Genomic DNA, 23,626 nt, shown 5'->3' on the forward strand with positions numbered 1-23,626 from the left:
ATACTGCCTGTTCGATCAATATCAGCAGGAGTGCGACGACATGAAGCAAGAAACCATCTCTATTCACGGCGGTTATCAACCTGACCCAACGACCAAAGCGGTGGCCGTGCCTTTGTATCAAACCACTTCATATGCCTTTGATAGCACGCAGCATGGTGCAGACTTGTTTGATCTGAAGGTGCAAGGCAATATTTACACCCGCATCATGAATCCGACCACCGCCGTGCTTGAAGAGCGTCTCACACAACTCGAGGGCGGCATTGGCGCATTGGCATTGGCCTCCGGCATGGCAGCCATCACCTATGCCATTCAAACAATCGCCGAGGCAGGCGACAATATTGTCTCGGTCTCTACGCTGTATGGCGGCACTTATAATCTATTTGCCCACACCTTACCTAAGCAAGGCATAGAAGTTAGATTTTTTGATTATCGCGATCCCGCTGCATTAGAAAAACTGATAGACGATCGCACCAAGCTGGTGTTTGCCGAGACAATAGGCAACCCACTGGGTAACGTGGTGGATCTGGCTGCGATCAGCGCAGCGGCACACAAACATGGCGTGCCAGTCATCGTTGATAATACGGTGGCGACACCAATTTTGGCGAGACCCTTTGAGCATGGCGCAGACATTGTCGTGCATTCTCTGACCAAATATATCGGCGGTCACGGCAATTCAATTGGCGGGATCATCGTCGATAGTGGCCGATTCCCCTGGGGCGAACATGCAGGCAGATTCTCCAGTCTGAATACGCCAGACCCAAGTTATCACGGCGTCAACTATGTCGAGGCATTAGGCGCCGCGGCATACATTGCAAGGGCGCGTGTGGTGCCTTTACGCAATACCGGTGCGGCGATTAGTCCGTTTAATAGCTTTTTGATTTTGCAGGGACTAGAAACCTTACCATTGCGTATTGAACGGCACAGCAGCAATGCCTTGGCCGTGGCGCATTTTCTCCAACAGCACCCCAAGGTCAAATGGGTTAGATACGCCGGACTGCCAGATCACCCAGACCACGCGCTGGTGAAAAAATATCTCAGCGGTCAGGCATCGGGTATTTTGTCTTTTGGCGTGCAAGACGAAAAAGCCGGTGGCACACGCTTTATTGACGCCTTGCAGTTATTCACGCGGCTGGTCAATATTGGCGATGCCAAAAGTCTGGCCTGCCATCCAGCCACCACCACGCATCGACAACTGAACGCGGATGAGCTCGCCCGGGCGGGTGTGAGCGAAGACATGGTGCGCTTATCGGTCGGTATTGAACACATTGATGACTTGATTGCCGATCTAGAACAAGCGTTGGCCAAGGTTTAATCAACACTAGCAGCAGCGTCAGCAAATGCTGATTGCAATCGGCAAAAAACAGGCGATTCAATAGGCTCGCCTGTTTTATTGAGTATAAAAGCCGTTGTAAAATTCGAAACCCTTGCCTTGTGGGGTCTCAAAAGCGTTCACATTGCCCAAAAACTCATACACAAATGGCGTGGCGGGCTGGTCATATACCGCCTGTGGAGAACCCACCTGCTCTACTTGTCCATGGTTCATCACCACAATCGTATCCGCGACTTCGAGCGCTTCTTCCTGATCATGCGTCACAAACACGCTGGTCACATGCAACTCATCATGCAGACGAAGCAACCAGCGGCGTAAATCTTTACGCACCTTGGCATCCAGTGCGCCAAAGGGCTCATTCAGCAATAACACTTTTGGTTCGACCGCTAAGGCGCGCGCCAAGGCAATCCGCTGACGCTGACCACCGGATAATTGCGGCGGATAACGATCAGCCAACCAATCAAGTTGTACCAGTTTGAGCAAGTCATGCACCCGTTTTTTGATGTCTGCATTCGACGGCCGCGTTTCTTTTGAACGCACGCGCAAACCAAGCGCCACATTTTCAAAGACCGTCATGTGGCGGAACAAGGCGTAATGCTGAAACACAAAGCCGACGCCCAGCTAAAGCTAGAGCATGACCTTTTTAAAAAAGCCATCAAATTCACTTCGGTGGCAAAACAGACATCTTAAGTTTCAAAGCCCAAAATAGTCCTGTAAGCCGGGCAATTGGTTGCGCTTGCGTTCAACCCCTCACGAATTCATGGAATACTGCATTCCAGCCGTACAAAGTCTCATGAAGCAAGTTAGTTTTTACGGTAATCACTTACCATAAGCAACGGTTTTAATGTGATAACAATGCGCTTTGCACAGCGGAAGCTACCCTGTAGCAACGCCATTATCCTCCGTATATCCGTATTGAGACTAGAAATTAGTTCATCTTAGCCCCCGCTTTTCTTATGCGCGAATCAATCCAAGTATGCCGTTTGGTATATACCACCCTACCTATATCTATAGACGATTTATAGAAAATCACCGCGCATAATGCAAAGCATCGTGATTGAACAAAGTTTTAACAAATTGTCATCACATTGATTAACAGATAGGAGAACGATCATGCGTAACGTTATTTCTGCAATTGCTTTAGTAAGTGGTTTTATTCTGGCTACCCAAGTGGTTGCGGTGGAACAGAATGGTGGTATTGAAAAAACACAGACTGCCCAACAATTTTTAAGCAAGCGTCCCTATGCTCAACCAGTGATTGCCAAAGCTGACAGTGAGCAATCCTGGGTAGGAGCAACACTGGTGGTGGATAGTAATAATGGGCGTGCGAGCGTTCATGAGCCACAAAAATTGCACATGATTGGTAAACGCGCTTTTTAATCAGGGGCATGCAGGGTGCACAAAATAAAGTGTATCACCCGTATTTGCCTCCTAAGCACTATGAAAAATTTAGGAGTGAGAAAATGAAAAAACTATTATTAACTATATTAGCCTTTGGGCTTATGGGGCAAGGCAATGCGGCTGATTTACCGAATAATGAGCAAACTGTTCGTCGTGTAAATAACAATCATCATATTGGTCAGCGACCCTACAGCAAAGCACCGGATGTTAAGGCTAAAGAAACTGATGAGGCTTGGGAAGGCACTGGTTTAGTGGCTGAAGACCCCGAACAAGCTGAAAAGAAATTGATGAAACATAATCAACATCAAATGAATTTTATGGGTAAGCGGCCATATTTTGCGCCACATAATCCGGACTGATCTCTGAATTGCAAACGATTTTAAATCTCTCTCTGATACCCGCCTGTTTTTTGGGCGGGTTTTTTTATTCCTTCGCACGCGTGAGTGTCCTTACTCCAGTTTTCATCAAATCATCAATTTAACATCATTTTTTATGTTTTTCATGGCGTGCATACGTATGTCTGTTGTCACTGTCAGAAATTTATCCGAAGAAACACGCCGCGTACACAAGTCGCGGGCAGCTCGTAAACACCGCCGTCCCGAGGCAGAAATACGTTTTTTAGAAAATGCAGTGAGGCCTGGACATAGAGTCATGCTTGGCACATTGTTAACGGCAATTGGTCGTGAGGCTGAGGGCGTGGAAATTAAGATTGAGCGAGACCAAACAGCCTCAGTGCCAATGGGTTTTGAATGGTTTTATTAGAAACCAATGTGATTTCTGAGCCTTTAAAAGCCAGAGCCGACCCCAAAGTAGCGAACTGGATCAATGCACAACACATTGAAACTTTGTACCCTACTACTTTCGGGCTAGCTGAGCTACGTTTTGGGATTGCAGCGTTACCATCGGGTAAGCGAAAAGATGTTTTAAATGCCAGCCTTGAACAAAGCGTGTTACTTTTATTTGAAGGTCGTTTTTGTCATTTGACCTAGTATCATCACAGGTCTAAGGAAAAAGCTGGCTAAAGTACGTGCGGCTGGTCAAGTGATTGGGCCCGCAAATGGTTACATAGCCGCAATTGCGATGACACATGAGCTCAGCGTTGCGACTAGAGTCACAAAACCTTATATCGCGGCAGGATTAAGCGTAATTAATCCGTATGATCTGTCATAAAAGCTGTAAGCATCAAGCTTTAAAAATAGATTTTCTTGATTAGCTCTAATATTCAGGAAGCAACCCAATATACCCATGCGTTTTGTCCTCCCCGCGTAGTCGGGAATCTAGTGTCGATGACTACATTGTAAAAAGTCACTGGATACCGGGCTATGCCGGTATGACGAAGAGGATCAGCCCTGTAGGGTGGGCAACTAGTTGTCCACCCTACTCATAAACACATACACTCTAGGCTAGAACACGCGCAACTGCGTTGGTTTTAAATACACGGTTTCACCCTGCTGAAAATTCAGCTGGTTAAACTGCTCACGACCAAGCTCTACATCTACATATTGCGCATTGTCTGCGCGTTTAATTTCAAGTCTAACCAATGCGCCGACCGAGTGGACATAAGTCAAGGCACCGGCGATGCTATCGGGCTGCGCAATACGACTGACGCCGATTTCATAAGGTCGTACAAAACCCTTGCCTTGTGGGGTCTCAAAAGCGTTCACATTGCCCAAAAACTCGTACACAAATGGCGTAGCGGGCTGGTCATATACCGCCTGTGGAGAACCCACCTGCTCTACTTGCCCATGGTTCATCACCACAATCGTATCCGCGACTTCGAGCGCTTCTTCCTGATCATGCGTCACAAACACACTGGTCACATGCAACTCATCATGCAGACGACGCAACCAGCGGCGTAAATCTTTACGCACCTTGGCATCCAGTGCGCCAAAGGGCTCATCCAGCAATAACACTTTTGGTTCGACCGCTAAGGCACGCGCCAAGGCAATCCGCTGACGCTGACCACCGGATAATTGCGGCGGATAACGATCAGCCAACCAATCCAGTTGTACCAGTTTGAGCAAGTCATGCACCCGTTTTTTGATGTCTGCATTCGACGGCCGCGTTTCTTTTGAACGCACGCGCAAACCAAACGCCACGTTTTCAAAGACGGTCATGTGGCGGAACAAGGCGTAATGCTGAAACACAAAGCCGACTTGACGCTCACGCACGTCGCGGTGCGTGGTATCCACGCCATCAAATAACACTTGACCACTATCCGGCGATTCGAGGCCGGCAATAATGCGTAACAAGGTCGTTTTACCGCAACCGGAGGGGCCGAGTAAGGCCACCAGCTCGCCTGAGGGCACTTGCAGATTGATATCACGCAAGGCACTAAATTGGCCGAAACCTTTGTGAATCTGTTGAATGGTAATGCTCATATTAAGCCGTCACTTCCTTTTCAATATTGGCAGCATCGCGGGAGGCCTGCCATTCGACATATGTTTTTAAAACCAACGTGACTAGCGCCAGCAAGGTGAGCAGCGAGGCAACCGCAAACGCAGCAGCATAGTTATATTCGTTGTATAAAATTTCGACGTGCAAGGGCATGGTATTGGTCATGCCGCGAATGTGCCCAGAAACCACGGATACTGCGCCAAACTCACCCATCGCGCGTGCATTGGTGAGGATGACGCCATAAATGAGGCCCCATTTCACATTTGGCAACGTCACATGCCATAGCATTCGCCAGCCTGAAGCACCGAGCACCAGCGCAGCCTCTTCTTCCTCTTTGCCTTGCGCCTGCATTAAGGGAATCAATTCACGCGCCACAAATGGAAAAGTCACGAAAATAGTGGCCAGAACGATGCCAGGCACCGCAAATACCACTTTCAAGTCATGGTCAATCAACCACTCACCAAACCAGCCCTGAAAACCGAAAATCAGTACAAAAATCAAACCCGCAATCACCGGTGACACTGCAAATGGCAGATCAATCAGCGTGATCAGAAAGCTTTTGCCCTTAAAATCAAATTTGGTGATGGCCCAGGCAGCCGCCACCCCAAACACTAGGTTGAGTGGCACTGAAATGAGCGAGGCAATCAAGGTGAGCTTCATCGCCGATAGGGCGTCTGCCTCGGTAATCGCGGCCAAATACACGCCCCAGCCTTTTCGAAAAGCCTCTGCAAATACGGCGGCGAGCGGGACAAGTAAGAAAAGCCCTAAAAATGCAAGCGTCAACCCAATCAGCCCCCACCGAACCCATGTGGGTTCAGAAGTCGCGCGCTTAAAAGCGATCTTGCCCTGATATTGTTGAAATTGTGTGGTGTGCATAGATGTTCTACTTAAAAAATGCGAGGTAAATGGCTTGGGTTACTTGTTGCCGTGGCGGTGGTTGCTCCACCATTGCAGTAAATTAATCAGCAACAGTAACAAAAACGAAATCACCAGCATCACCACAGCGATCGCCGTGGCACCCGCATAATCATATTGCTCTAGTTTGGTGATGATCATCAACGGCGTGATTTCTGAAATCATCGGCATGTTGCCGGCGATAAAAATCACCGAGCCATACTCTCCCACCGCACGAGCAAAGACCAAAGAAGATCCAGTGAGCAAGGCGGGCCAAATGGCAGGCAAAATAATTTTATAAAAAGTTTGCCAACGGTTAGCACCCAAGCTGGCCGCCGCCTCTTCGGCTTCTGCACTAAAGTCTTCGAGGACAGGCTGCACCGTGCGCACCACAAATGGCAAGCCAATAAAGGTTAGCGCGACCACCACCCCCAAGGGCGTGAATGCGACTTTAATGCCATGCGGCTCTAGCCATTGTCCTAACCAGCCATTGGGGGCGTAAATCGCCGTCAGTGAGATACCGGCCACCGCTGTCGGCAACGCAAACGGCAAATCCACCAAGGCGTCTAGAATTTTTTTACCAACAAACTGGTAACGGACGAGCACCCAAGCGGTGAGCAATCCAAACACCAGATTAATCAATGCGGCCAACAATGAGGCGCCAAAAGTCAGTTTGTAGGTTGCCACCACGCGAGGCGTGGTCACTACCGCCCAAAACTCATGCAAAGTCAGTTCAGTGGTACGCAAAAAAACGGCAGCGAGCGGGATCAAGACAATCAGGCTGAGATAAACCAGCGTGACCCCCAAAGACAACCCAAAACCGGGTAGTAGATGTTTCTTTTTATTTGATGCCATGTTGTGTGGTAATCAGTGAAAACAGGCGCTAATGTAGCCGCATTTTTTTAATTATCAAAAGAATGAATAATCATTTATTTATAAGCGCCTGTTATATTAAAGTGAATGCGCTTAAGCTACTTTGGGCGTCTTATGTTGAAACTGGTCATTAATCACCTTCGCCACCACGGGCGCAGCCAGCAAATTGCCCTGCAACACGCTCGCGCCTGAGGCAATCGCAATATCCAACTGTTGCTGGGTCTCTATGCCAACAATCACCGGGGTGCTACCTAGATCCTGTACCATGGCCACTAATCCTTTTAGCGCCTTGGCTAGGGTTGGTTGTTGCGCCGCCTGATGGATCACCGACACATCAAACTTGATGAAATCGTGTTGCGTCAGCCACAGCCGATATAATTTACTTTGGTGTCCGCCGACATGGTCAAAAGCAATCTGATAACCCAAGGCACGATAGTTCTCAATGGCCGAAATTAAATGCTTATCCTGCTCGATCAGCGACTCATTGACTTCAAGCACTACCCGATGTGTGGGCACCGAATACTTATGCAAAATCTGCTCAAACACTTTGCCGTGTGCGCTGACTTCGAGCAATAACTTGGGATGCACATTTAAAAATAGCAGGCCGTTTTCTTGGTGAATGGCACGAAAATTCAATACATGTTGCGAGCGGAAGACGCGGTCAAACTGTACCAATTTGCCGGATTGCTCAGCATAGGTAAATGCAAACTCTGGCGTGCTGCCCAAGGTGCCAAACAGCGACGGGCGGATCAGGGCCTCATAGCCATAAATATCGCCCTGCTTGGCATCATAAATGGGTTGAAATGCGGTTTTGAGGTGTACGCCGATGAATGTGCTTTCGTACTCGCCCGAGCTTGCTTCTAGCAGACCCAATTCTTCGAGGTCTAACGATAAGGCTTGCTTTAACTCAGCGCGCAATTGCACCACATGTTCCGCCTCTTGATTCGATGTTCGTTGTGTCATCATGACTCCTTGTTGCGCATGCGTTCGCTATTTCTGATAAATCTGGTCAAAAATACCGCCATCATTAAAATGTGTATTTTCGGCCTCGCTCCAGCTACCAAAGGCTTGTTTCACCGTAAAAGTATTCAATTTTTTGAAATTGCTCTGGCCGGCATCACTGACTTGTGGACGTAGATAGTGCTTGGCTGCAATCGCTTGTCCTTGCGGTGAGAAATGAAACTCCAAATAGGCTTGCGCGAGTTTACGCGTGCCTTTTTTGTCCACGACTTTATCTACTAATGCCACCGGGTTTTCAGCCAGCACGGTGAGTGGCGGATAGACCACTTCGTATTTGTTTTGGCCGAATTCTTGCTGAATCAAAAAAACTTCGTTTTCAAACGTAAGCAACACATCGCCCAACTCACGTTGCGCAAAGGTCGTTGTAGCCCCGCGGCCACCGGCATCTAATACAGGGACATGCTTAAACAAATCGTTGACGAACTGCTTCGCTTTATTCGCATCGCCGCCTTTTTGTGTCACCGTACCCCATGCGCCCAGATAGCTATATTTCCCATTCCCTGACGTTTTAGGATTCGGAATAATCACGGCAACACCCGGCTTCACCAAGTCATCCCAGTCTTTGATTTGCTTTGGATTGCCTTTTCTCACTAAAAAAACCGTCGGCGAAGCGCTGTATACACTGTTGTTTGGTAAACGCGTTTGCCAATTGGCAGGAATCAACTTGCCCTTTTCAGCGAGAATATCAATGTCTGCAGAGCGGTTCATCGTAATCACATCTGCATCCAGACCATCGACCACCGACCGTGCTTGCTTGGTCGAGCCACCATGTGACTGGTTAATGGTCACCGACTCTCCGGTTTTGTCTTTCCAATATTGCGCGAATGCGGGGTTTAACTCTTTGTAAAACTCTCTAGTGACGTCATAAGACGCGTTCAGCAGCTCCGCCGCATGTAAAGGCGCAAAGCCAAATAAAGCCACCAGTAATAAATGACGAATGATGCGGGACATAGCGCACTCCTTGAATGAAAATCTGGAGAACACTATAGCGGGATTTCAATATCTTTAAAAAGAATAAAAAATAATATGTTTATAATATTAAAGAATATAAAAGGCACAAAAAAACGCCCGCACTGGCAGACGTTTTAAAGTCGGATTAAGCCGGGCTTAATCCTTGCGCATCAAATACGCCTTCAAACAGCACCGAGCTCAAATAACGTTCGCCAGAATCTGGCAACACCACGACAATGGTTTTACCTGCGTGCGCAGGCAACGCTGCATAGCGAGCCGCCACCGCCACGGCAGCACCGCAAGAAATCCCCGCCAATATGCCCTCCTCTAAAGCTAAGCGTCTGGCAAATAGCACCGCGTCTTCATTGCTGACTTGCGCAATATCATCGACCAGACTCAAATCGAGGGTATCAGGCACAAAACCGGCGCCAATGCCTTGAATTTTGTGTGGCGCCGGCGCTGGCTCTACGCCGGCGCGAAACTGCGTCAAAATTGGGCTGGTCGCCGGCTCCACCGCCACCGATAGAATCTGCTTACCCTGCGTCTGCTTGAGGTAACGTGACACGCCTGTGATGGTGCCACCGGTGCCCACGCCTGCCACGAAAATATCAATATTGCCGCCGGTATCGCGCCAAATTTCAGGTCCGGTGGTTTGCTCATGAATGGCAGGATTGGCTGGATTTTTGAACTGTTGAAGTAATACATAGCGTTGAGGGTCTGAGGCGGCAATTTCCTCGGCTTTGGCCACCGCCCCTTTCATGCCTTTGGCCCCCTCGGTCAATACCAGTTTGGCACCATAAGCCAACAATAGCTTTCTGCGCTCCACACTCATGGTGTCTGGCATGGTCAAAGTGATCGGCAAGCCTCTGGCTGCAGCAACGAAAGCGAGGGCGATGCCGGTATTCCCGCTGGTCGGTTCCACAATTTCTTTGCCAGGACCCAGTAGACCGCGTTGCTCGGCATCCCAGATCATGGCGGCCCCGATACGGCACTTCACTGAGTACGCTGGATTTCGACCCTCAATCTTGGCCAATATGGTGGCCTGGCCGGGCGATGTGATGCGATTCAAACGAACCAGTGGGGTATTGCCTATACTTTGGGCATTGTCGGTAAACCAGTGTGACATAGTGCTCCCTTGATCAATAAAAGAATTAAATAGCAGTTTAAAAAGCTTATTCTAAAATTAAAAATAATATTTTATTAAAACCTTATACCTAAATATTATAATTAAATAGCCGCGCAGTTAACGCTTTACTGACTGCGCAAAGAATAAAAACACATATGCTAATAAGAAATGATTCTAGTCTTGGCCCTGTTCAAGGCAGAGTGTTTATTTTATAGTTTAAATAGATTCACGCTGACCAGACTACTGGAAGCCAGTCACCCTTAGGGACGACTGGCTTTTTTTTCGCCTGTCGTCAGCCGTTTGCCAGCATAAAATGAGGGAATGGGCGATGGAGGAAATAGCGATTGAACACATCGTACAGCAACTAGCTAACATTCGGGAGAGTGCGCTCGAACAACGCCAGCGCTTAGCACAGCCGCCAAAATTACCCGCGCGCAAAGCGCTGGGCAAATGCGTGGACCGGTCGCAGCTTGATTTTTAACGGCTCATCGTAGCCAAGCATGTTTAAGTATGTTTAATTAGGAGAGCCATTGTATGTCTGAACAACCGACCCAAAGCGCCTTAGGCGATGTCGCCGCACGAACGCTTGGCGTCTCTTACCACGCTTAACCTGCGCCGGCCACAGCCATTACGCCTGAGCATCATGCGCGTGATGGCTGTGTATTGCTATACTGCTGTTGTGACAATCCGCGCCAGCCTCTGTAGAATCAGCACCATTGACCACACACTGCTGCCGCTTACTGGCACACAGACCGATGAAATTTGATCCGCGTAACAACAAATTTACCGCTATTTTTACCCGCGAATTGCTTGAGGCTACGCTCCCTTCTGTGTTGCTGATTTGTCTTGCCTTGTTTTTTGCCTACAAATTTATTGACCCAGCCCCGCCACGCAAGATTGTGATTGCCACGGGTGAGGCCGATTTGAATTACAACGCCTTTGCCGCCATCTATGGGGTATATCTGCAAAAAGAAGGCATTACGCTGACGCTGCGAAAAACCACCGGCGACAACGAAAACCTGCGCTTACTCAAAGACCCTGACTCCAATGTCGATATCGCCTTTATTCAAGATGGTGTTGCGCAACGCGAAGGGGCTGGCTCGTTATTGTCATTGGGCAGCTTATATTACCAACCAGTGTGGATTTTTTGTCGTTGCAAGACAGACACCACGCATTTATCAGCCCTCAAAGGCAAGCGTATTGGCATCGGTTATCTTGACAATGGCACGCATACCTTAGCCAGCATGTTGTTGGCTGAAAGCGGCATTCACGCAAGTAATGCGAAACTGGTTGCCATCGGCGGTGAAGAAGCCGCCGCCGCCTTAAAGGCTGGCAAGCTAGATGTTGCACTGTTTGTGGATGTAGCGAATTCGAGCATCATTCGTGAAATGGCATCGGATAAACGCCTGCGTTTGTTGAGCATGGACACGGCAGAAGCATTCTCTCGCAAGTTTGCGTTTATGCACCACTTGGTATTGCCCGAAGGCGCAATAGATTTGGCACGTAACATTCCCAACCATGATGTGCATTTGGTTGCGCCAACCGCGACCTTGGTGGTCAAAGAAAACATGCACCCGGCGCTGGTCTATTTGATGATGAAGGTGATTGCAGAGGTACATGGTGGCCCCAGTCTACTTAACAGCAAGGGGGAGTTTCCGTCTGCCAAAGATACTGACTTTCCATTAAGCACGCAGGCACTTAACTTTTATAAATCGGGGTTGCCGATTATTGATAAATACTTGCCGTTCTGGGCTGCAACCTTTGTGAATCGGACCTTGATCGTGATCCTACCCTTGCTGGCTTTATTGATCCCGCTCACCAAAATCATTCCGATGGTGTACGTCTGGCTGGTGAAACGTAAACTGTTTCGTTATTACGGCGAGTTGCGTTTTTTGGATACGCAGTTACAAGAAATCAAGACTGCTGAAGATTTGCAAGACTGCCTTGAAAAGCTCAATGAGATTGAGGTCAAAGTGGTCAATGTGAAGTTACCAGTCCCTTTTTCACAATATGCCTACGAATTACGGGCGCACATTGAATTGGTCAGGTCTAAGCTACATCACCACAAGCTACAAACAGCGGCATCCTGAGAGTCATAGCGGCTGTGTCTGTCTGTCACGCACCCATTGCTGCAATACCCCTGCTTCCATCGGTTTGGCGTACAAATACCCTTGCACCAAATCACAACCTAGTGACTTCAGATAATCTGCCTGTGCCTGGGTCTCCACGCCCTCTGCAACAATCTGATAATGCAAATTTTTGCCCAAGACGACAATGGCACTGGTCACCGCTTCTGACCGCTCTTTACCCGGCACATCATTGACAAATGAACGATCCACTTTTAGATAATCCCCTGGAATATCTCGCAAATAAGCCAAGCATGAATAACCCGTGCCAAAGTCATCAATCGCGAGTTTGACCCCCAATTGCTTGAGCGCCTGTAAATGCGCAGTGCCTTTGTCATCGGTATGCACAAAAGCGCTTTCGGTCAACTCAATCACCAAGCGATCTGCGGCCAGGCCGGTCTCACGCAATACTTGCTGAACATACGCATGAAACCCGGCTGACCGTAGCTGAATCGGTGACACGTTGACTGACACCTTGACTTGACTTAATGCGCCGTCTTTCCAAGCGGCGACTTGCTGACAAGCCGCTTTTAAGACCCAAGCCCCCATGGGCACAATCAAGCCCGTGACTTCGGCGATCCCAATGAATTTCACCGGCGGCACCACCCCCTGTTGTGGATGCCGCCAGCGGATCAAGGCCTCCACCCCAACCAGCGCCCCGGTCGTCAAATCCAATTGGGGCTGATACACCAGATAGAACTCCTGATGCGCAATTGCCGCCTCTAGTTCGCTGGCAAAGGCCAAATCCTCGGGCGGCAATACTTGCTCATGCATGACCCCTTTGCGGTAGTAGGTAAACGTCATGATACTCACCACAGAGATCAGTGAAAGCGTAATGATCAAAGGGGTTAACCGATAATCATGTTTAAAATAAACGCCCACGCCACCAAGAAAAATGGCGCATACAAACAGCAAGCTAATAATCCAACGCAGATGTTTGCCTGTGTCGTCCAGCAACAATAAATAACTCATGGACGTTTGAGAAACCTGTTTGGCCAACAGCGCCGATGCGCAGCACAAGCCAGCCAAACAAGATAAGGCAGACAGTTGCCCATAGGCATCAGGAATACCGTAAGCCTGCGCCAACACCGCAGTGACTGGCATCAGCATGGCAATGCTTAGAATGGCCTGGCTGACTTTGTTATATTGAAGTTGACACAAGCCCCAGCTGGTAATCACCAGCAGTGACATGGTGAAATCGGTGGCAATCTGGCCATGACTGACTGCAGACGAAAAACTTTGCAGAGATGAAAAATGATTAAATGCCGCGTGATGACTGAATCGCCAACCCGCTTGTAACGAAAACCCAAGCAACACAAAACCGATCAACCATCCCACCCAAGGATGTCCACGTCTGGTGTCGAAAATGACTTGCAAACTCACCGTAATAAAAATCAGGTAGCTGGTGCTTTGCAATACACTCAATTCAATGGTGTGATGTAAGTGACTCCATGGAAAACCTAACAGCACCGACACAATACTGGCAATCGCTAGCCATGGTGCATATTTCTGTACCGTCCGAAGAAAGCGGTGCCGCATGTATTGCCGTTGCGTGGCACATGCTTCAATGCTGACAGCTGACCAGTCAATACTGGATGGTGACATGTTACCCCCTGTCTCGTTCTATGATGATGCCCTGCCTGTAGCGGGGTGTTTCAATGCACTATAGGCGCCAGCCCATTGAAACTAACATCTAAGAAAACAGGGTTTTATGTTCCATTAAATCAAATTAAATTGACACAAATATTTAATAAGAAATAGCAAGGGGTTAATGCATTGGGCGTACATCAACACAGCAAAAAATGATCGTGCTGCCAGAAGGACTTGAAAAAATTAAGATTCGGCGTTCTGACGCAGGGCTACCCATTGTAATAAGGCCTGCGGTTCTAGAGGCTTCGCAAATAAGAAACCTTGTGCGATGTCGCAGCCAATTTCTTTGAGAAACTCTGCTTGCGCTTGGGTTTCAATGCCTTCCGCGATAATGCGGTAATCCAGACTCTTACCTAAACTGACAATGGCTCGAATCACCGCTTGCGCTTTGTTATGACCAGGTAATTCCATCACAAACGAACGGTCAACCTTCAGATAATCGCCCGGAATATCCCGTAGGTAGGACAAGCATGAATAGCCTGTGCCAAAATCGTCAATCGCAAGCTGAATGCCGGCCTCTTTTAAGCGATGCATGATGCGCGCATTGTCTCCGTCGTCCTGCACAAATGCGCTTTCGGTGAGCTCGACCACCAATCGGTGCGGTGCCAAGCCACTTTCATCCAAAATTTGCAGAATATCTTCTACCAGCGTGCCGGATTTGAGTTGTAACGCAGACACATTCACTGACAGCTCAATTTTACCCAGCACGGGATCATGGTTCCATTGCGCGGCTTGCATACAAGCGGTGCGCATCACCCATTTACCCAGCGGCACAATCAGCCCGGTCAACTCGGCCACGCGAATAAATTTTTCTGGCGAAATAATGCCCTTTTCGGGATGCCGCCAGCGTAACAGTGCCTCAACCCCTTTTAATTTGCCCGTGTTGAAGTCGACTTGCGGTTGATAGACGAGAAAAAACTGCTGGTTTGCCAGTGCCGTCTCTACCTGACTGGCAAAGTCCATCTCTGCAGCAGGCAATATCTGCTCATTGGTTTGCCCTTTGCCATAATAAGTCGCTGTCATGGTGTAAATGATGGCCAAGATGCATGCCACCACCACCACCGGCAATGCCCGCATATTATCGCCAAACTCAACCCCTGCGCGCGCCAGCATGATGGCAAAAAAGCTCAACAACAAAATACTAAAACGAATTTGTTTACCGTGATCGTCCATCAACAACAGATAGCTCATGGGCGGGTGTGACGCATGCCTTGCCAGCAAGCCAAAAGCACACAGCAAGCCACTCAGTGTCGCTAGCGGCGGCATCAGGCCATACGGACGCGCAATCCCACACAAAAAGCCAAGCAGCGGGATCAAAGGAATCATCACAGCCACACATAGGATGGCTTGGCTGGTAGCCAACCAGCCAGAGCGCTGGAACAAATAAGAAATGGCGATGAGACAGGCCAGTAAAGCGCCAGCAGCGTATTCAGCGACCCGTGACACTTGATGCACCTGCACCTCGTTGGCGATACGCAATAAATGCGCAGTGTCGTTGAAATCGGCAGCATAAGGGGTCAGCTGCACCACAAACAGACTAACGGTCACCAATGACATGGTGAGCATGGCTAAATTGTTACGGCCGTTTTCGAGCAGCAAGTTATAGCTGACCAAAATAAACGTGAGGTAAGTCAGCAGCTGGGCTAACCAGACATTATTGTCGACATCTAACAGGTAGTGCGGAAAGCCTAGCAAGCCGCATACCATGCTGGCCATGGCTAAAAAATGCGTGTTATCTTGCACCTTGCGCACAAGGCGATGCCGCATAAATTGCCGTTGCGTTGTATTTTCACTGAGTGGCGCAACTTGCTCGCCAGTCCCGGTTTGACTCATTATTTACCCTTTAACCACAATCGCCAGATCATGTTTGTACCCGCGGCACAAAAGTTGACCGATTCAGGCCATTAAACCTGAAAACTCATGTGTGTTAACGGTTAAATAAGTGGATAAATTGAGACCTCATTGAAAAAAAATGACATTTAAATCTGTTGAGACGAAAGGATGATCAGGCGGCCTCAAGCACGCGCTGCATCCCATCGGCGCTATTGCGCGTGTAGACGACTTTAAGACCCCGTTTATGGGCCACATGTTTGATACGATACATCATCGAATGATTCAGCCAGCCAATCACTAACACAATCACATTGACGTTTGCAGGCAGCTCACGTTTGACATCGCCCGGCTTTCTGCCAGTCCAGTGATCAATCTTATCGATCCCCTGTGCTTGCAGTACCTGTTTGATACCCTCAATGCGGTCACCACCAATGACTAATGCTTTTGACATGCGATACTCTCCTGTTGTAGAGAAAGAAAAAGGCATTGGGTAAATGCCTTTTTCTGTCGATCAAATCTTAATTCTGGTAAATCTCGTCAAACACACCGCCATCGGCAAAATGGGTTTTTTGCGCTTTTTGCCAACCGCCAAACACTTCGTCAATCTTGATTAAATTGACTTTAGGAAACTGTTTGTCGTATTTTTTGGCCACGGATTCTAGCGTTGGGCGGTAGTAGTTCTTCGCGGCAATCTCTTGCCCCTCTTCGCTATACAAGTATTCCAGATACGCTTTGGAAACCGCTTCGGTACCGTGACGCTTGGCATTTTTGTCAACAACTGTCACCGGCGGCTCCGCCAAGATAGACAGCGATGGCACCACAATATCAAACTTGTCCGGACCCAACTCTTTCAACGCTAGAAAAGCTTCGTTTTCCCAAGCCAACAGCACATCACCAATGCCGCGCTCAACAAAAGTCGTGGTTGATCCGCGTGCGCCACTATCCAGCACCGGTACGTTTTTAAATACCTTCTTCAAAAAGTCTTTGGCTTTGGCCTCGTCATTGTTATTTTGCTTCAGTGCATAAGCATAAGCCGCCAGGTAGTTCCAGCGTGCGCCACCCGAGGTTTTTGGATTAGGCGTAATCACCGAAGTGCCTGGTTTGATCAAATCGTTCCAGTCTTTAATATTTTTTGGGTTGCCTTTACGCACCAAAAACACAATGGTGGAAGTATAAGGCGAGCTGTTATGCGGCAAGCGTTTCTGCCAGTCTGGCCCAAACAAACGCCCTTTGCTACCCACTTCGTCAATATCGTAAGACAAAGCGAGTGTCACTACGTCTGCCTGCAAACCGTCAATCACCGAACGCGCCTGCTTGCCTGAGCCACCGTGCGACTGCTTTACCGTCACGTTGTCGCCGGTTTTGGCTTTCCAGTATTTTGCGAAAGCATCGTTGTAGTCTTGATACAACTCGCGTGTCGGATCGTAGGACACGTTGAGCAAGCTGACGTCAGCTGCCGAGGCAGCCACCGGTAATGCAAAGGCGAGCGCTGCAATTACCTGAATTAAAGTCTTGTTGAATGTCATGCTATTCCTTAATTAAAAGCCTAATAATGTCAGTTCGGTGTAGAAAAAGTCTGATTCACTAGAGCGTGTGGCATCGTTATTATTGGCTGGCAGTTGCACCGTGTTTTTCACAAAATCACCTGCCCAAAAGTGCGCATAGCCCAAGTTCAATGAAGCATATTGATTGAGTGGGAATCTAACGCGCAAATCAAACTCTTTGCCTAAGTCTTTACCTGAGTTACCGGTACGATCACGCAAGTTAGCCCCAGCGTTCCAACGATCACTGGCACTGTCCAAACGGTACCAACTAAAACCGGTATCCACTTTGACGTTTTCAAGCCAAGTGAATTTTGGATCGAACTCTAAACGTACTTTTGGAGTACGAATGTTTTCCATTTGAATATAGTCATCGTTAGACCATGGGCGAGCAAAACCGAACAAGCGATCAAAACGCTGGTTAGCGGTAAAATCGTTGCCTGAAGGCGTTGTGCGATCACCTGTTGCTACGCCGTAAAAGGCACTGACGCGAGGTTTCCACAAATGGTTAAAGGTATAGCCGATTTCAGCGTTGTAAGCATGGGCATCATGGTCAACCTCACGATAGCCAATGGTATTACTGATAAAACGATCCTGGTGGCCCCACTGCTTGATGTAGCTCGCGTCATAGTCCCAGCTTGTGCCAGGCACAACCCCAAAAACACGCAAACCAGCCGTGTGAATTTCACGATCAATTTTGGCCTGATTCTGCTGCGCTGCAGTGTAAACAGAGCGGTCACTGTATGAATTGCCGTTAGCGTCGTATTTCACCTCGCTACCATCTTGTTTAAGCAAGAAGTAATAAGGTTGAATCGACACGTATTCTGACAAGCCACGCCAATCAAAAATAGCACCATAAAAATTCTGTGAGTGATCCACCTGATCTAGTTGGTCAGTAAAGCGTTGCACGGGTTGCACACCAAAGACTTCAAGTTGCCAATCGTTCTTTTTATCACCGATGTTTGCACGCACACCCTGAAAGGTATTCGTTGTGTTGCGCCACTCGTTACGCGCGATCAAGCGTCTATCAACGGCTTCCCAAGCGAGGCGACCGCCGCGTACCCAGAAGGGACGGCTGTTACCAAGATCGTCCTTACCGAAAATGCTGTCTTTGAAATACAACTCCAGATAGGCTTGCAGAAAATCGGCCTTATCCACATCTCGTGTATCGTTGCTACGTGTGTAATCACTATGATTACGACGAGAATCTTGAACCTCCACCGCAAAACGGAATGGGTCCAGAATATTTTTTAAACCAACATAAGCTCTTGAACGCAGCAGTAATGGCTCATCAATATTTTGTTGCGCGCGACGAAAATCGTTATCACGATGCTCAAAACGCGCACGGTATTCGAAGCCGATGTCCAACCAGTCAACATCTGCAAAGGCATCGTAATCTTTCAACCAAGTTTTGTTGAGCTGCTTAACGTAACGTGGAGGCTCGGTTTCCTTTTGCGTGCCATAACTGCGACGCTCCACATAGTAGCCAGCGGCAGCCTTTGCGGCGGCTTTTTCTTCCGCTTTAATTTCCGCCAAGCGTGCTTTCACTTTTTTCTGTTGCTCAGTATCTTCCACCTGCGCCTCAGCTTGAACGGCCTCCTCTGCAAAGGCCACACCATTTCCTAGCCACCAAAGCCCTGCGGTAGCGAGTGCAAGGCTTATTTTCTTTAACTGCATGTATTTCTCCCGTAAATAAATGACTTCCAGCCGCCTGGTCAGTGTGCTAAATAATATCCACTACTTTTTGGATTTTATTTGTTGATCAAAGCGGACTTTCTCGCGTCGCTCAATTTGCGTCACGCGGCCATCATGGACCGTGATTTCAATCGAACCATACCCTGTGTCGCGCTGCACAGCTGCAATCGCAGCGGCAACCACCGCCAATACGGCCTCATCGGTTTGTAAGTCTGGTTTGTTTAAGGCTGTAGACATGATGTCTCTCACTGCATTGAATGAGGAGCATTATTTCAGACTATTTATATTTTAAAAAATAATTATTTGTTATTTTTATATTACTTTTAACTATATAAAGAATAAAAAAAATCCCGCGAAACCGCGGGATTGAAATAGAGAGAGATTCGTATTTGCTGAGTTAGAAGTTGTATTGCACTTGTACGCGCAACGCATCTGCACTGAATGTTTGGTAATCTTGTGTACCAGCACGATTACCTGTCACCAGATTGTTACGCTTCATGTGATGATACTCTGCCATGATTTCAACTTCTGGAGCCAATTGCCACTCCAAGCCTAACTCCCAATCATTCACCTCGTTTTTAGGTGCATTGGTTTCAGCTTTGTTGTACCCATCAAAGTATTGCCACCTAATAAACGGCATCAAAGTGCCATTAGTATCTAGGAATTGAAAGTTATCTATTTTATACATCGCTTGTACGTAGCCGCCTTGCAGATGTTTTTCCTCAATACGATTTTGCGCAATGTCCAGACCGGGAGTTGTACCCCAGTTCCATTCAGCTTGCAAACCGAATGGTTGTGGATACATTATAAAGCTGACACCAACTCGCTCGTCTTTGAAACCATTACGATTTTCACCATTTACACCACCATTTATGAATGGGATGGCAGTGCCACTGCTCACGCCACCATTCGAACTAATATTGGTCGCTGAACTCGCAATCGCGCCACCAGTGAAGTTATATCGCCCTGTAGTGACTGCGTATAGACCGTGGTATGCCTGAACACCAGCTTCATAAATCTGACCAGATTCGGTTTTCCAAGGGTAGGTAGCGCGTGCTACAACATGATAGTTGTCATTAACATCGCTGCGGTTTGCTCCTTGACCATTATAAAGACCGACACCCACCATACCGTAGTTGCCTGAATGCTTGAGACCTTTATCGTTGATTTCTTTAAACAAGGCTTGCACGTTTTCTGGGGTGTAGTAGTAGAAAGCACCGGTATCACGCTCGTCACGCACCGCACTGTTTAGAGCATCCACACGGTCCATGGCCAAACGGTTTGAGGATGACTGCAAGTTTTCAAAACCATAGGGTACTTTTGATTGACCAACACGAACGCGGTGTACTCTGGCTTTATCAATGTTAATGTCGCCATAAGCGTCACGAAGTTGCGCGATGTTGCCCGTACCACTTGCAGAGGAAGCAAAGTCCGGCTGAATGTAGTAGCTTAAATGGTCACCAAAATCACCAAAAATAATGACACGTGCGCGACGAATCAAAAAGTTTTTGTCCGAGTTAATAGAATCATCCGTACCAACAGAGCGGTCAGACCATAAATCTACAGGGTTGGCAGCATTATCACCGTCATTCCCGATCATTGCGGTAACACGATTTTGAACATAACCGCGAACATTCACGCGGCTTGTCCAGCTCTTAGATTCCTTCTTTTTTTGTACTTCAACTTCGTTGGTGCGGCCCTTCATCAGCAAGGCGCCCTCTTCTTCAGTCAACACGCCTTTACTCACCAACGCTTGCACCAGATCTAAGTTTGAATCAGCATATGCGACGGGCGCCATACCGGTTAATAGACCACCAGCCAAGGTTGCCATCAACAAACGACGAAACTTCAAATTCATTACTATCCCCTGTTATAAGATTACATGTGTGTATCCGGGACGTATTTTGAATTTTTAATATGACAGTTTGATGACAAACCTTACACTTTTCTTACAGGCAGACTATAAGCCATAAAAAAGCCACCCGAGTGGGTGGCTGCGTGTTACGCGTGCGAGGTTTAATTCTCTGCGCGCATGTGCGGGAACAAAATCACATCCCGGATGCTTGGGCTATCAGTAATCAACATGACTAGACGGTCGATGCCAATGCCGCAACCGCCGGTAGGTGGCATACCATATTCTAGGGCACGAATGAAATCCGCATCATAGTACATCGCCTCTTGGTCACCCGCTTCTTTGGCTTTCATCTGCGCTTGGAATCGTGCGGCTTGGTCTTCTGCATCGTTTAACTCACTAAAACCATTGGCCATTTCACGGCCGGTAATAAACAGCTCAAAACGCTCGGTGATTTCTGGCTGTTGGTCAGAGGCACGGGCCAATGGCGATACTTCAACCGGATAGTCAATGATATAAGTTGGCTGCCAGAGCTGGCTTTCAGCGGTCTCTTCAAACAATGACAGTTGAAGCGCGCCTAAACCCGCATGGTCAAACGGCTTAACACCAAACTGCAGCAAAGTCTGGCGCAAAAATGCGGCATCATTTAACTGCTCAAGCGTGTATTGCGGTGCGTATTTTTGAATCGCCCCCACAATCGTTAAACGTTCAAATGGTTTACTCAGATCGACTTCTTTGCCAGCATAACTCAACACCGCAGTACCGTTAGCAGCGATGGCGGCTGCACGGATACATTCCTCTGTAAAGTGCATCAGCCACTGATAGTCCGTGTAAGCGGCATAAAACTCCATCATGGTGAATTCAGGGTTATGCCGAACACTCAAGCCTTCATTACGGAAATTACGGTTGATCTCAAATACCCGTTCAAACCCACCTACAATTAAACGCTTTAAATACAGTTCAGGCGCAATCCGCATGAACATCTGCATATCAAGCGCATTATGGTGTGTGATAAAAGGCTTGGCAGACGCACCACCCGGAATCGGGTGCAACATGGGCGTTTCTACTTCAAGAAACTCATTGTCATTCATGAATTGACGAATGGCAGCCACCACTTTGGAGCGGGCTTTGAACGTGGCACGGGTTTCTTCTGAGGTGATCAGATCCACATAACGTTGACGATATTTGATCTCTTGGTCCTGCAAACCATGAAATTTTTCAGGCAATGGACGCAGTGATTTTGTCAGCAAGCGTAATTCAGTCACGTGGACAGAGAGCTCACCGGTGCGCGTTTTAAATAGCCGACCACGCGCACCTAAAATATCGCCCATGTCCCAGTGTTTGAAGCTTTCATACAGCGCCTCACCGATTTCATCACGCGCAATATACAGCTGAATGCGCGCTGAGCTGTCCTGGATCGTGGCAAAACTTGCTTTGCCCATCACACGCTTGAGCATCATACGGCCCGCAACCACCACCACAATTTCTTGCGGATCTAGCGTTTCTTTATCACTCTCAGCATGAGCCGCTTGTAAAGCCGCAGCCTTGTGCTCAGGTTTGAAGTCGTTGGGGAAAACAGCGGTTTGCGCAGTCTGTGCTTGGGCACGCAACAAGCGTAATTTTTCGCGACGCTCCGCAATCACGTGATTCTCATCCACGACGGATGCTGTCGCGTTATCTGGGTTGGAGTGTTGTGCTGTCATAAAATGTCCGGCTCTGATTTGCTAAATTCGTAACTCGCTATTTTAGCATTGTTATAACCAATTTTTTGGCTCTTGATCACTGGTCGCATCATGCTGTGTCGGCAAGTGAATACGAATCATAAAGCCATGTGGGCTGAGGTTAGTCGCTTTGACAAAACCGCCATGCGCTTCAACAATATGTTTGGTCATGGCCAAGCCAATGCCGTGTCCGTCGACTTGCGAGGCACGCCGACCGCGCACAAATGGCCTAAAAATTTGATCTAACTCTTGTTGCTCGACGCCTTGCCCCTGATCTTGTACCTCCAAAATCACCTCGCCAGTGCGGGCGCTGTGTTGCAACTCAATGGCAACGACGCCGTTTTCAGGACCATACTTCACCGCATTGCGAATGACATTGTCGATCGCGCGCTGCAGCAGCTCTAACTGCCCTTCGACAACCACGGCGGTTTCCGGCATCTCTAGACGCAGTTTTGCATCCTGCTTCTCAAATAACACATCGCCCACAATGCCAGTCAACAAGGCTTTTAAATCTACCTCAATTTTTTGTAGTTTTTGCATGCCAGATTCAAAGCGAAAAACTTCTAGCAACTCAGAGATCATTCGCTCCATGCGAATGGCTTCTAGCTCTACCCGCTGCAATGAACTTTGCATTTTCTTGGGGTTTTGCATCACTAAACCCACCGATAACTGAATTCGGGCCAGTGGAGAGCGCAATTCATGCGAAACATGATGCAACATTTTGGACTGGCTTTTAATCATGTTATTCAAGCGCAAAGCCATTAAATCAAACGCCTCGCCTAACTCAGAAAACTCGTCATGACTGGCGGTGATTTTAGGGCTGACCCTGACTAACAGATCCCCCTCGGCTGCGCTTTTGAGATGCTGCAACAGCAATTTAATCGGATGAGAAATCGACCAAGCCAACACACCGGCGAACACCGAACTAGAGAGAAGGCTGAATAAAACGACAGAAAGCGGCATGCTGAACACACGTTTCGACGCCTTTGGTTGAACGTCAGTTTTTTCTAACGTGGCTGGTGACTTGAACTGACTCGGATTTGACTGACAGAGTGCCGGAGAGGGACACGCCAGTGATGACGTGTCATGCCTAAAAATTTGCGACTGATGAAATTCCCACTCAACGAGATTACTGACAATCAGATCAGTGGAGATGAGCGCCAAAAAGAATGCAACGAATAACTTCCAGAACAGGCGGCCCATAACCCTCGCGATT

The 23,626-nt window shown here is 48.1% G+C and carries 21 protein-coding genes and 1 pseudogene; 6 read left to right on the forward strand and 16 right to left on the reverse strand.

Translation table 11 applies throughout. The features are described from left to right. Nucleotides 1-40 precede the first annotated feature (40 nt). A complete protein-coding gene (locus FIT99_RS07715; protein ID WP_140004691.1) occupies nt 41-1,312 on the forward strand; it encodes an O-acetylhomoserine aminocarboxypropyltransferase/cysteine synthase family protein in 1,272 nt (423 codons plus the stop codon). Between the two features lie 108 nt (nt 1,313-1,420). Here FIT99_RS07715 and FIT99_RS07720 read toward each other — a convergent pair. Beyond that, nucleotides 1,421-1,945: pseudogene (locus FIT99_RS07720) on the reverse strand (sulfate/molybdate ABC transporter ATP-binding protein); the annotation flags it as partial. Nucleotides 1,946-2,443: 498 nt separating this feature from the next. On the opposite strand from FIT99_RS07720, the gene FIT99_RS07725 reads away from it, so the two are divergent. The 4 genes from FIT99_RS07725 to FIT99_RS12470 all read left to right on the forward strand — a co-directional run bounded on the left by FIT99_RS07725 (nt 2,444) and on the right by FIT99_RS12470 (nt 3,720). Further along, nucleotides 2,444-2,710: a hypothetical protein gene (locus FIT99_RS07725; protein WP_140003756.1), complete on the forward strand. Its 267-nt coding sequence runs from the start codon at nt 2,444-2,446 to the stop codon at nt 2,708-2,710. Nucleotides 2,711-2,793: 83 nt separating this feature from the next. After that, nucleotides 2,794-3,090, forward strand: a complete 297-nt coding sequence (locus FIT99_RS07730) for a hypothetical protein (RefSeq protein ID WP_140003757.1) — start codon at nt 2,794-2,796, stop codon at nt 3,088-3,090. Nucleotides 3,091-3,247: 157 nt separating this feature from the next. Beyond that, entirely contained in the window at nt 3,248-3,493 is a 246-nt protein-coding gene (locus FIT99_RS12600; protein WP_140003758.1) for a FitA-like ribbon-helix-helix domain-containing protein, read from the forward strand. Beyond that, a complete protein-coding gene (locus FIT99_RS12470; RefSeq protein WP_223261147.1) occupies nt 3,481-3,720 on the forward strand; it encodes a PIN domain-containing protein in 240 nt (79 codons plus the stop codon). Before FIT99_RS12600 ends, FIT99_RS12470 begins: the two co-directional genes overlap by 13 nt. 414 nt (nt 3,721-4,134) lie before the next feature. Here the strand turns inward: FIT99_RS12470 and FIT99_RS07745 are convergent, their stop codons facing one another. The 6 genes from FIT99_RS07745 to cysK form a co-directional block, all read right to left on the reverse strand. Further along, the gene (locus tag FIT99_RS07745; RefSeq protein WP_140003759.1) at nt 4,135-5,112 is read right to left on the reverse strand and encodes a sulfate/molybdate ABC transporter ATP-binding protein; all 978 of its coding nucleotides are present in this window, start codon (nt 5,110-5,112) and stop codon (nt 4,135-4,137) included. A gap of 1 nt (nt 5,113) precedes the next feature. Further along, nucleotides 5,114-6,004 (reverse strand): sulfate ABC transporter permease subunit CysW, encoded by an 891-nt coding sequence (gene cysW, locus FIT99_RS07750; RefSeq protein WP_140003760.1) that lies wholly within the window; start codon nt 6,002-6,004, stop codon nt 5,114-5,116. A gap of 39 nt (nt 6,005-6,043) precedes the next feature. Beyond that, a complete protein-coding gene (cysT, locus tag FIT99_RS07755) occupies nt 6,044-6,877 on the reverse strand; it encodes a sulfate ABC transporter permease subunit CysT (protein WP_140003761.1) in 834 nt (277 codons plus the stop codon). Nucleotides 6,878-6,988: 111 nt separating this feature from the next. Continuing rightward, the gene (locus FIT99_RS07760; RefSeq protein WP_140004692.1) at nt 6,989-7,858 is read right to left on the reverse strand and encodes an EAL domain-containing protein; all 870 of its coding nucleotides are present in this window, start codon (nt 7,856-7,858) and stop codon (nt 6,989-6,991) included. A 27-nt stretch (nt 7,859-7,885) separates the two neighbouring features. Continuing rightward, nucleotides 7,886-8,866 carry a sulfate ABC transporter substrate-binding protein gene (locus FIT99_RS07765; RefSeq protein ID WP_140003762.1) on the reverse strand — a complete coding sequence of 327 codons (981 nt, stop codon included), beginning with the start codon at nt 8,864-8,866 and terminating at the stop codon, nt 7,886-7,888. A 145-nt stretch (nt 8,867-9,011) separates the two neighbouring features. Further along, nucleotides 9,012-9,992 carry a cysteine synthase A gene (gene cysK / locus FIT99_RS07770; RefSeq protein WP_140003763.1) on the reverse strand — a complete coding sequence of 327 codons (981 nt, stop codon included), beginning with the start codon at nt 9,990-9,992 and terminating at the stop codon, nt 9,012-9,014. Nucleotides 9,993-10,747: 755 nt separating this feature from the next. Between cysK and FIT99_RS07780 the strand changes: the two genes are divergently transcribed. Further along, nucleotides 10,748-12,082 carry a TAXI family TRAP transporter solute-binding subunit gene (locus FIT99_RS07780; RefSeq protein ID WP_140003764.1) on the forward strand — a complete coding sequence of 445 codons (1,335 nt, stop codon included), beginning with the start codon at nt 10,748-10,750 and terminating at the stop codon, nt 12,080-12,082. Nucleotides 12,083-12,085: 3 nt separating this feature from the next. Here the strand turns inward: FIT99_RS07780 and FIT99_RS07785 are convergent, their stop codons facing one another. The 9 genes from FIT99_RS07785 to FIT99_RS07825 all read right to left on the reverse strand — a co-directional run bounded on the left by FIT99_RS07785 (nt 12,086) and on the right by FIT99_RS07825 (nt 23,613). Continuing rightward, nucleotides 12,086-13,723 (reverse strand): EAL domain-containing protein, encoded by a 1,638-nt coding sequence (locus FIT99_RS07785; protein WP_223261148.1) that lies wholly within the window; start codon nt 13,721-13,723, stop codon nt 12,086-12,088. Nucleotides 13,724-13,951: 228 nt separating this feature from the next. Continuing rightward, on the reverse strand, nt 13,952-15,601 hold the full coding sequence (locus tag FIT99_RS07790; RefSeq protein ID WP_140003765.1) for a putative bifunctional diguanylate cyclase/phosphodiesterase: 1,650 nt from the start codon (nt 15,599-15,601) through the stop codon (nt 13,952-13,954). 172 nt (nt 15,602-15,773) lie between these two features. Next, nucleotides 15,774-16,052: a DUF2325 domain-containing protein gene (locus FIT99_RS07795; protein ID WP_140003766.1), complete on the reverse strand. Its 279-nt coding sequence runs from the start codon at nt 16,050-16,052 to the stop codon at nt 15,774-15,776. Between the two features lie 67 nt (nt 16,053-16,119). Then, nucleotides 16,120-17,127: a sulfate ABC transporter substrate-binding protein gene (locus FIT99_RS07800; RefSeq protein WP_140003767.1), complete on the reverse strand. Its 1,008-nt coding sequence runs from the start codon at nt 17,125-17,127 to the stop codon at nt 16,120-16,122. Nucleotides 17,128-17,139: 12 nt separating this feature from the next. Continuing rightward, nucleotides 17,140-18,819 carry an alginate export family protein gene (locus tag FIT99_RS07805; protein ID WP_140003768.1) on the reverse strand — a complete coding sequence of 560 codons (1,680 nt, stop codon included), beginning with the start codon at nt 18,817-18,819 and terminating at the stop codon, nt 17,140-17,142. A gap of 60 nt (nt 18,820-18,879) precedes the next feature. Next, on the reverse strand, nt 18,880-19,074 hold the full coding sequence (locus tag FIT99_RS07810; RefSeq protein WP_140003769.1) for a YezD family protein: 195 nt from the start codon (nt 19,072-19,074) through the stop codon (nt 18,880-18,882). Nucleotides 19,075-19,234: 160 nt separating this feature from the next. Continuing rightward, complete coding sequence (locus FIT99_RS07815; RefSeq protein ID WP_140003770.1) at nt 19,235-20,695, reverse strand: porin; 1,461 nt, start codon at nt 20,693-20,695, stop codon at nt 19,235-19,237. A gap of 158 nt (nt 20,696-20,853) precedes the next feature. Then, on the reverse strand, nt 20,854-22,392 hold the full coding sequence (gene lysS / locus FIT99_RS07820; RefSeq protein WP_140003771.1) for a lysine--tRNA ligase: 1,539 nt from the start codon (nt 22,390-22,392) through the stop codon (nt 20,854-20,856). 51 nt (nt 22,393-22,443) lie between these two features. Continuing rightward, nucleotides 22,444-23,613 (reverse strand): sensor histidine kinase, encoded by a 1,170-nt coding sequence (locus FIT99_RS07825; protein ID WP_140003772.1) that lies wholly within the window; start codon nt 23,611-23,613, stop codon nt 22,444-22,446. Between the last annotated feature and the right edge of the window lie 13 nt (nt 23,614-23,626).

Source organism: Methylophilus medardicus (assembly GCF_006363955.1).
Taxonomy (GTDB): Bacteria; Pseudomonadota; Gammaproteobacteria; order Burkholderiales; family Methylophilaceae; genus Methylophilus; species Methylophilus medardensis.

Coding starts and splice junctions, on each gene's coding strand:
- FIT99_RS12600 (WP_140003758.1), top strand. CDS start 3,248: ATGTCTGTTGTCACTGTCAGAAATTTATCCGAAGAAACACGCCGCGTA.
- FIT99_RS07790 (WP_140003765.1), bottom strand. CDS start 15,601: ATGAGTCAAACCGGGACTGGCGAGCAAGTTGCGCCACTCAGTGAAAAT.
- cysT (WP_140003761.1), bottom strand. CDS start 6,877: ATGGCATCAAATAAAAAGAAACATCTACTACCCGGTTTTGGGTTGTCT.
- cysK (WP_140003763.1), bottom strand. CDS start 9,992: ATGTCACACTGGTTTACCGACAATGCCCAAAGTATAGGCAATACCCCA.
- FIT99_RS07765 (WP_140003762.1), bottom strand. CDS start 8,866: ATGTCCCGCATCATTCGTCATTTATTACTGGTGGCTTTATTTGGCTTT.
- FIT99_RS07795 (WP_140003766.1), bottom strand. CDS start 16,052: ATGTCAAAAGCATTAGTCATTGGTGGTGACCGCATTGAGGGTATCAAA.
- FIT99_RS07725 (WP_140003756.1), top strand. CDS start 2,444: ATGCGTAACGTTATTTCTGCAATTGCTTTAGTAAGTGGTTTTATTCTG.
- FIT99_RS07805 (WP_140003768.1), bottom strand. CDS start 18,819: ATGCAGTTAAAGAAAATAAGCCTTGCACTCGCTACCGCAGGGCTTTGG.
- FIT99_RS07800 (WP_140003767.1), bottom strand. CDS start 17,127: ATGACATTCAACAAGACTTTAATTCAGGTAATTGCAGCGCTCGCCTTT.
- FIT99_RS07730 (WP_140003757.1), top strand. CDS start 2,794: ATGAAAAAACTATTATTAACTATATTAGCCTTTGGGCTTATGGGGCAA.
- FIT99_RS07760 (WP_140004692.1), bottom strand. CDS start 7,858: ATGACACAACGAACATCGAATCAAGAGGCGGAACATGTGGTGCAATTG.
- FIT99_RS07745 (WP_140003759.1), bottom strand. CDS start 5,112: ATGAGCATTACCATTCAACAGATTCACAAAGGTTTCGGCCAATTTAGT.
- FIT99_RS12470 (WP_223261147.1), top strand. CDS start 3,481: ATGGTTTTATTAGAAACCAATGTGATTTCTGAGCCTTTAAAAGCCAGA.
- lysS (WP_140003771.1), bottom strand. CDS start 22,392: ATGACAGCACAACACTCCAACCCAGATAACGCGACAGCATCCGTCGTG.
- cysW (WP_140003760.1), bottom strand. CDS start 6,004: ATGCACACCACACAATTTCAACAATATCAGGGCAAGATCGCTTTTAAG.
- FIT99_RS07810 (WP_140003769.1), bottom strand. CDS start 19,074: ATGTCTACAGCCTTAAACAAACCAGACTTACAAACCGATGAGGCCGTA.
- FIT99_RS07785 (WP_223261148.1), bottom strand. CDS start 13,723: ATGTCACCATCCAGTATTGACTGGTCAGCTGTCAGCATTGAAGCATGT.
- FIT99_RS07715 (WP_140004691.1), top strand. CDS start 41: ATGAAGCAAGAAACCATCTCTATTCACGGCGGTTATCAACCTGACCCA.
- FIT99_RS07780 (WP_140003764.1), top strand. CDS start 10,748: ATGAAATTTGATCCGCGTAACAACAAATTTACCGCTATTTTTACCCGC.
- FIT99_RS07815 (WP_140003770.1), bottom strand. CDS start 20,695: ATGAATTTGAAGTTTCGTCGTTTGTTGATGGCAACCTTGGCTGGTGGT.
- FIT99_RS07825 (WP_140003772.1), bottom strand. CDS start 23,613: ATGGGCCGCCTGTTCTGGAAGTTATTCGTTGCATTCTTTTTGGCGCTC.